Raw genomic sequence first — 7,354 nt, 5'->3', positions numbered from 1 at the left:
TGGTTTTTTTGGGCGGGGGGGGGAACCCCCCCGCCCCCACCCCCCCCCCCCCCCGGGGCGCCCGCCCCCCGACCCGCAGCATCACCACGACGTCGCGGACCCGTCCGACCTGGTCGCCGTTGGGGTCGAAGACCGCGACACCCGACAGGTGCGACACGAACACCCGGGGGGCGCCTGCGACCATCAGGGGCCTCCTCCGAGTTCGCCGTCGTCGCTGGCCAGGCTACTCCGGGCGGATCTTGCCCGCCCTGCGGGGTGCTCCCCGGGGGTACGCTGCGGTAGCTTCTGCCACGCCCGCAGTCGCCGTCTCCGAGGGGTCGAGTCCACGTGTATCACGGTCGCAGGACCGCCGCCGCCGTCCTCGCGGGCCTCGCCTCGGCCCCGCTGCTCAGCGGCTGCCTCGGCCTGGGCGGCGACCCGGACGCCGGTACGAACGGCGTCGCCAAGCTCCCGGCGCGGACCATCGAGCAGAGGGCCGGCGCCGCCGCCCGGTCCGCCAAGGCGGTACGGCTCACCGGCACCGTCGTCAGCAACGGGCAGACGTACCGCCTCGACATGCGGCTGCGCGCCGACGGCGGGGTCGGCGAGGTCACCACCAAGGGCGACACCTTCCAGCTGCTCAGGGTCGGCGACGACCTCTACCTCAAGGCCGGCGCCGACTTCTACGGCAGCGGCGACGACAAGGACAGCCAGGACGCCGCCGCCAAGCTCAGCGGCAAATACGTCAAGGTCCCGCCGGGCGACCCCGCCTACCGGCAGTTCAGCGGCTTCACCGACAAGAAGGTGCTGCTCGCCGACCTGTTCGTGCTCGACGGCACCCTCGACGTCGGCGCGCACCGCAAGATCGGCGACGCCAGGACCATCGAGCTGACCGGCTCCAAGGGCGGCAGCCTCGACGTCTCGCTCAAGGGCGACCCCTACCCGCTGCGCTACCAGCGGGCCGGCAACGCGGGCACCCTGACGCTGGTCGACTGGGGCGAGGACTTCACCCTGGCCGCGCCGCCCAGATCCGATGTCGTGGACTACGGCAGGACCGTCGGCGCGAGCCCGGTGCCGACGCCCTCGCACAGGTAGCGGGCTCAGCCCCGGGAGCGGCGGCGGGCCAGCAGCCGCGGCAGGCCGGCCGGCATCGGCTGCCGGGTGGTGGCCGGGGTCGGCAGCGGTACCGCGGCGCCCGAGGTGTCGGGCATCGCGCCCGGGTGCTCGGCCGGGGCGCCGTCCGGGGCGAGCCGGAACAGCGCGCACTCCCGGGCCCAGCGGTCGGTGACGGTGTCGGCGTCGGCGGAGTTGAGCCGCTTCGTCCGCAGTTCGGCGACCGCGGCCGACCACGGTTCCGAGCCCGCGGCCAGCAGCTCGGCCCGGCCCCGCCAGCTGATCAGCCGGCCGCCCTTGTCCTTGCTGCGTACGGTCACCGACGCGGTCGCGCCGTCCGCGAGGCCGGCGGGCAGCGGCTGCTCGGTGGGGCCGCCGCACAGCACGTACATCGCCCCGTCGGTCCAGGCGTGCCACAGTGCCTGGCCGTTCACCCAGACCAGGCCGGACTTCTTGGTGGCCTCCTCGATGAGGGCGGCGTACTCGCTCGTCATGTGCTCAGCGTAGGGCGCCGGGTCGCCGGGCCGGTCCGGGGACTGGAATGACAGGTGCTCGGGGCGCCCATGGGCCTTACTCTGGGGGCGGATGCCCGCACACCCGTACGGACGTCCGCACCGCGCCGCACCCCAGGAGACCCGTGACCGCCCCGCAGAGCACTTCCGCCGCGCTCCCGGGCACGCACCCGGCCGCCGCGCAGGGCGCCGAGGCGGCGTCGCGCGGCACCGACTTCACGCTGCTCGCCGTCGCCATCGCGGGCGTGTCCATGTCGGCGCCGCTGATCGCCGCGACCGCCGCGCCCGCGCTGGCGATCGCCTTCTGGCGCAACGCCATGGCCGCCGGGGTGCTCAGCCCCGTCGCCCTGTGGCGGCACCGCGGTGAACTGCGCCGGATGGGCCGCAGGTCGCTCGCCCTGTCCGGCTGCGCCGGGGCGGTGCTCGCGCTGCACTTCGGGCTGTGGCTGCCCAGCCTCACCATGACGTCGGTCGCCACCTCCACCGCCCTGTGCACCACCACCCCGATCTGGACGACCCTGATCCTGCGGATGCGCGGCCACCGCCCGCCCGGCCTGGTGTGGGCGGGCACCGCGCTCGCCGTGGTCGGGGTGCTGATCCTGACCGGCATCGACATGTCCACCGACACCCGCGCCCTGGCCGGGGACGCCCTCGCGCTGGCCGCGGGCCTCGCGGCGGCCGGCTACATGCTGCTGGGCGCGGAGGTGCGGCGTACCGCGACCACGACCGCCTACACCTACGTCTGCTACTCGACCACCGCCGTGGTGCTGCTCGGCGCGTGCCTGGTGTCGGGCTCGGCGCTCGGCGGCTACGACGGGAGGACCTGGCTCAAGATCGCCGCCCTGACCGTGGTCGCCCAGCTGCTCGGGCATTCGCTGCTCAACCGGGTGGTACGCGGCCTCGGCCCGTCCACCACCTCGACCGCGATCCTGCTGGAGACCCCGGGCGCGGCCCTGATCGCCGCGCTCTGGCTGGGGCAGACACCGCCCGCCGCCGCGTATCCGGCGCTCGGCGTGATCCTCGCGGGCCTGGCCCTGGTGATCCTCGCCGACCGCCGGAAGCGCGTGTAGCGGTCCCGGCGCCTGCCGTCAGAGCCAGCCGTTGCGGCGGAAGCCGCGGTGGATGGCGTAGCAGATCGCCAGGATCGAGGCGAGCACCGTCGGATAGCTGTACTCCCAGTGCAGCTCGGGCATGTGGTCGAAGTTCATGCCGTAGACGCCGGTGATCATCGTCGGCACGGCCAGGATCGCCGCCCACGCGGTGATCTTGCGCATGTCCTCGTTCTGTACGACGGTGGCCTGCGCCAGGTTGGCCTGGAGGATCGAGTTCAGCAGGTCGTCGAAGCCGGTGACCTGCTCGTGGACCCGGGCGACATGGTCGGCGACGTCACGGAAATACTTCTGGATCTCCGGGTCGATCAGCCGCATCGGGCGCTCACCCAGCAGCTGCATCGGCCGCAGCAGCGGTGACACCGCCCGCTTGAACTCCAGCACCTCCCGCTTGAGCTGGTAGATCCGGCCCGCGTCGCCGCCGCGCGAGGACTTGCCCGGCTCGGCGGAGAACACATCGATCTCGACCTCGTCGATGTCGTCCTGCACCGCGTCGGAGACCGCCAGGTAGTCGTCCACCACCTGGTCGGCGATGGCGTGCAGCACCGCCGACGGCCCTTTGGCCAGCAGTTCGGGGTCGTCCTCCAGGCGGTGCCGCAGCGCCCGCAGCGAGCCGTGGCCGCCGTGCCGCACGGTGATCACGAAATACCGGCCGGTGAAGACCATCACCTCGCCGCTCTCCACCACCTCGCTGGTCGCGGTCAGCTCGGCGTGCTCGACGTAGCGGATCGTCTTGAAGACGGTGAACAGTGAATTGTCGTACCGCTCCAGCTTCGGCCGCTGGTGCGCGTGCACCGCGTCCTCGACGGCCAGCGGGTGCAGCCCGAACTCCTCCGCGATGCCCGCGAACTCCTGCTCGGTCGGCTCGTGCAGGCCGATCCACACGAAGCCGTCGCTGCCGTCGCACTGCTCGGACCCGCGCCCGGCCCGCACTGTCTCCAGCGCCGCGTGCGGCCCGATGCTGTCGGTGCACCGCACCCCGTCGCGGTAGACCGCGCAGTCCACCACCGCGCTCGTACCGGTGACCGCGTCACGCGTCGGGCCGTAGTCGTACGACGCGGGGGACTTGCGCAGCGCGGGACGCACGACTGCGCGAAGATCACGGATCATCGACATGGCAAGCTCCTTCACGGACTGGCCGACGGCATCACGCCGCACTGAACTGAAAATGCTGCTGGTGGATCAGAACTCGGTGATCACGAGGCAGTTCAGGGCGCTCTTCCCGAGCGGGTACGCTCCGCGGGCAGGCCGAGGCAGGTCGCGTTTCACGGCGTGGAGGCCGGGTAAGGAACGCGGGGGCTCAGCGGGTCACACGGCGTGCGGGGCAGCAGCGGCAAGGGAAGAGCGGCTGGTACTGCACGGTCGACTGGGATCCATGTCAGTCCCCACCTCCTCCGGCCGTTCCCCGCTGGGGGATGACGTACGCGCGAACGCCCACCTTAGCAAGCCTGAGTGACGACGATGTCGCGGTCGGTGCGATCCTTACGCGTTCTATGCTCGCCGCATGGGCGAAATCCTGGCAATGGTCGAGGCACGGCTGAGGTCCGCCTTCGGCGAACCCGACGCCCGCGCGGCCGTCACCTTCCTCGGCGCCGAGCGCATCGAGGTGCTCCGCTACGCCGACGGCGACCTGCTGCGATACGCCACCCTGGGGATGTCCGCGCAGCCCATGGCCGACCCGGTCGCCCCGCTCGCCGACCCTTTGCGCGGGCCGCGCGCCGAGGTCGTCCTCACAGTCAGGGCCGGCCGCGCCGATACGTCCGCGGTGCTGCGTCCGCTGGCCGTCGTGGCCGCGTCCCCCCAGGTCGAGGGGGTCGTCATGGCCCCCGGCAATGCGATGGATCTCGGCGGGCCGCTGTGGCCGGGGGCGCCCTTCACCTCGGTCCTGGTCGCCGAGCCGGGTGGCCTCGTCGACGATCTCGCCCTTCCCGAGCCGAGTGAGCCGGTCCGTTTCTTTCCGCTGCTCCCGATGACCCCGAACGAGGCCGCGTGGAAGCGGGTGCACGGGGCCGAGGCGTTGCGCTCGCGCTGGCTCACCCGCGGCACCGACCTCCGTGACCCGCACCGCCCCACCGTCCCCCTCGCCTGACGCCCCCGGGTCCCCCGGGTGGGCACCTCCTTGCCGAAGGGGACCCCACAACTCCCGCGCCCAGCGGAATGGGTGGCTCCGGACGGGTGATCGTCCTTGACGCGGGCACGGTCTGGGAGGACCGTGGTGATTTATGAGGGGCGAACCCAGTTGCCCGAAGTGCGGTGGCAGGGTCAGGGCGCCCGGCCTCTTCGCCGACTCCTGGCAATGCGATCTGCACGGCACCGTGCACCCGCTCCAGGCCGTCGTCCCGCCGAGCGTCGAAGGCCTCGGCGTGGTCGTCCACCGGGCGCAGGTGCCGGTGTGGATGCCGTGGCCGCTGCCCGTCGGCTGGCTGTTCTCCGGCGTGGCCAACGCCGGTGACGACCGCAGCGGCGGCCGTGCCACCGCTGTCGCCTGCTCGGGACCCGGCCCCTTCGGCGGCCCCGGCGAGCTGATGCTGATCGCCGAGGAGCTGGGCGTCGGGCTCGGCGCCCGCTACGCCGGGATCGACGGCCCCGACCCGGGTCCCAACATGTGCGTGGACAAGCCGCCGCACGCCAAGGTGCTGGCCGCCGGCCGCCCGACCGCCCTGTGGCACGTCGACGGCGCCCCGGACGACCGCGTCGTCTTCGCCGGCGAGGCCCGCGGCCTGTGGCTGTGGGCCATCGTCTGGCCCGAGGAGACCGGCCTGCTGATGTACGACGAGCTGGTCCTCACCGACCTGCGGGACGCCGGTGCCGAGGTCGACCTGCTGCCCTGCGGGGCGCTGACCCCCAGGCTGCTGGCCTGAGTCGCCGAAGCCCTGGGAATCGCAGGCCCGGGCGGGAGCTATCCTTGGCATTCGCCCTTGTCCGCGCCGTCCCCGGGAGCCCGTGCCGTGCGTATCGACCTGCACACCCACTCCACGGCATCCGACGGCACCGACACCCCCGCCGAGCTGGTGCGCAACGCCGCCGCTGCCGGGCTCGACGTCGTGGCGCTCACCGACCACGACACCGTCGGCGGCTACGCGGCGGCCGTCGCCGCCCTGGACGGTACGGACCTGACGCTCGTCACCGGAGCCGAACTGTCCTGCCGTATCGGCGGCATCGGCATGCACATGCTGGCGTACCTCTTCGACCCCGCCGAGCCGCGGCTGTACGAGGCACGCGAACTCGTACGCGACGGCCGGGTGCCGCGCGCCCGCGGGATGGTCGACAAGCTCCGGGCGCTGGGCGTACCCATCACCTGGGAGATGGTCGAGCGGATCGCCGGGGACGGCTCGGTCGGCCGGCCGCACATTGCCACCGCGATGGTCGAACTCGGCGTCGTCGCCACAGTCTCCGACGCCTTCACCCGGGAATGGCTCGCCAACGACGGGCGGGTCTACGTCGAGAAGCAGGAGTTCGACCCCTTCGAGGCGGTACGCCTGGTCAAGGCTGCGGGCGGCGTCACGGTCTTCGCCCACCCGGGTGCCCACAAGCGCGGGGAGACGGTGTCCGACGAGGTCATAGCGGCACTGGGCGCCGCCGGGCTCGACGGCATCGAGGTCGACCACGTCGACCACGACCCCGCGACGCGGACCCGGTTGCGCGCCCTCGCGAGGCAGTTGGGGCTGCTCGCCACCGGCTCCTCGGACTACCACGGAAGCCGGAAGACGGTCGTCCTCGGTGAGTGCGTGACCGCGCCGGAGGTCTACGCGGAGATCGCCGCGCGGGCCACAGGGGCGGTACCGATCTCCGCCGTCTAGCTTTTTACGGCGCCGCGCCGGGGTCCAGCGTGCCGCCGCCCCTGGCCACCCGCCGGTTGCGGGCTTGCCGCGCCGCCGTCCCTCGTGCTCCTGAAACGTGCCCTCCGCGGCAGCAGGCGCCCCGTACGACCCCTCCCGCGCCCCCGCGGCGCATCCTTTTAACGACGAAAGCATCGCCATGTTCGACTTCACCCTGTTCGGGTCCGTCTTCTTCACGCTGTTCGTGATCATGGATCCGCCCGGCATCACGCCGATCTTCCTCGCGCTGACCTCGGGCCGGGCCACGAAGGTGCAGCGGCGGATGGCGTTGCAGGCCGCGGGTGTGGCCTTCGGGGTGATCGCGGTCTTCGGGGTCTGCGGGCAGCAGATCCTCGACTACCTGCACGTGTCGGTGCCCGCGCTGCGGGTCGCCGGAGGGCTGCTGCTCCTGCTGATCGCGCTCGACCTGCTGACCGGCAAGGCGGACGAGCCGACGCAGACCAAGGACGTCAATGTCGCGCTGGTGCCGCTGGGGATGCCGCTGCTCGCCGGCCCCGGCGCGATCGTCACGGTGATCCTGGCGGTGCAGCACGCGGACGGCTTCGCGCAGCAGACCTCGGTGTGGCTGGCGATCGTGGCGATGCACGCGGTGCTGTGGCTGACGATGCGCTATTCGCTGGCGATCATCCGGGTGATCAAGGAAGGCGGGGTCGTGCTGGTGACCCGGCTGTCCGGCATGCTCCTGTCGGCGATCGCCGTGCAGTCCGTCGCGAACGGCGTCTTCGGGTTCGTCCACGGCCAGGGCTGAGGCCTGCCGCCGACCCCGCCAGGCCCCTGTCCGGCTCCCGGATCCGCCCCGCCC

Annotated in this window: 8 protein-coding genes and 1 pseudogene; 6 read left to right on the top strand and 3 right to left on the bottom strand. The window is 72.6% G+C overall.

The genetic code is table 11. From position 1 onward, the window contains the following. Positions 1–184: pseudogene (locus V7E46_RS16085) on the bottom strand (hypothetical protein); the annotation flags it as partial. A gap of 143 nt (positions 185–327) precedes the next feature. Between V7E46_RS16085 and V7E46_RS16080 the strand changes: the two are divergent. Further along, on the top strand, positions 328–1,074 hold the full coding sequence (locus V7E46_RS16080) for a hypothetical protein (RefSeq protein ID WP_333769046.1): 747 nt from the start codon (positions 328–330) through the stop codon (positions 1,072–1,074). A gap of 5 nt (positions 1,075–1,079) precedes the next feature. Here V7E46_RS16080 and V7E46_RS16075 read toward each other — a convergent pair whose 3' ends face one another. Then, positions 1,080–1,586 carry a hypothetical protein gene (locus tag V7E46_RS16075; RefSeq protein WP_333769045.1) on the bottom strand — a complete coding sequence of 169 codons (507 nt, stop codon included), beginning with the start codon at positions 1,584–1,586 and terminating at the stop codon, positions 1,080–1,082. A 143-nt stretch (positions 1,587–1,729) separates the two neighbouring features. On the opposite strand from V7E46_RS16075, the gene V7E46_RS16070 reads away from it, so the two are divergent. Beyond that, the gene (locus V7E46_RS16070; RefSeq protein ID WP_333769044.1) at positions 1,730–2,674 is read left to right on the top strand and encodes a DMT family transporter; all 945 of its coding nucleotides are present in this window, start codon (positions 1,730–1,732) and stop codon (positions 2,672–2,674) included. An 18-nt stretch (positions 2,675–2,692) separates the two neighbouring features. Here V7E46_RS16070 and V7E46_RS16065 read toward each other — a convergent pair whose 3' ends face one another. Further along, positions 2,693–3,829, bottom strand: coding sequence for a magnesium and cobalt transport protein CorA (locus V7E46_RS16065; RefSeq protein ID WP_329175003.1), 1,137 nt, complete (start codon positions 3,827–3,829; stop codon positions 2,693–2,695). A 388-nt stretch (positions 3,830–4,217) separates the two neighbouring features. Between V7E46_RS16065 and V7E46_RS16060 the strand changes: the two genes are divergently transcribed. The 4 genes from V7E46_RS16060 to V7E46_RS16045 all read left to right on the top strand — a co-directional run bounded on the left by V7E46_RS16060 (position 4,218) and on the right by V7E46_RS16045 (position 7,300). After that, the gene (locus V7E46_RS16060; RefSeq protein ID WP_333769043.1) at positions 4,218–4,802 is read left to right on the top strand and encodes a suppressor of fused domain protein; all 585 of its coding nucleotides are present in this window, start codon (positions 4,218–4,220) and stop codon (positions 4,800–4,802) included. Positions 4,803–4,935: 133 nt separating this feature from the next. Further along, on the top strand, positions 4,936–5,574 hold the full coding sequence (locus V7E46_RS16055) for a DUF6758 family protein (RefSeq protein WP_333769042.1): 639 nt from the start codon (positions 4,936–4,938) through the stop codon (positions 5,572–5,574). A gap of 87 nt (positions 5,575–5,661) precedes the next feature. Next, positions 5,662–6,513 carry a PHP domain-containing protein gene (locus V7E46_RS16050; RefSeq protein WP_333769041.1) on the top strand — a complete coding sequence of 284 codons (852 nt, stop codon included), beginning with the start codon at positions 5,662–5,664 and terminating at the stop codon, positions 6,511–6,513. Between the two features lie 178 nt (positions 6,514–6,691). After that, complete coding sequence (locus V7E46_RS16045; RefSeq protein WP_329174998.1) at positions 6,692–7,300, top strand: MarC family protein; 609 nt, start codon at positions 6,692–6,694, stop codon at positions 7,298–7,300. The last annotated feature ends 54 nt before the right edge of the window (positions 7,301–7,354 follow it).

It is taken from the genome of Streptomyces sp. IBSBF 2435 (assembly GCF_036815005.1).
Lineage (GTDB): Bacteria > Actinomycetota > Actinomycetes > Streptomycetales > Streptomycetaceae > Actinacidiphila.
This window is presented reverse-complemented; position numbering and strand designations above follow the sequence as displayed.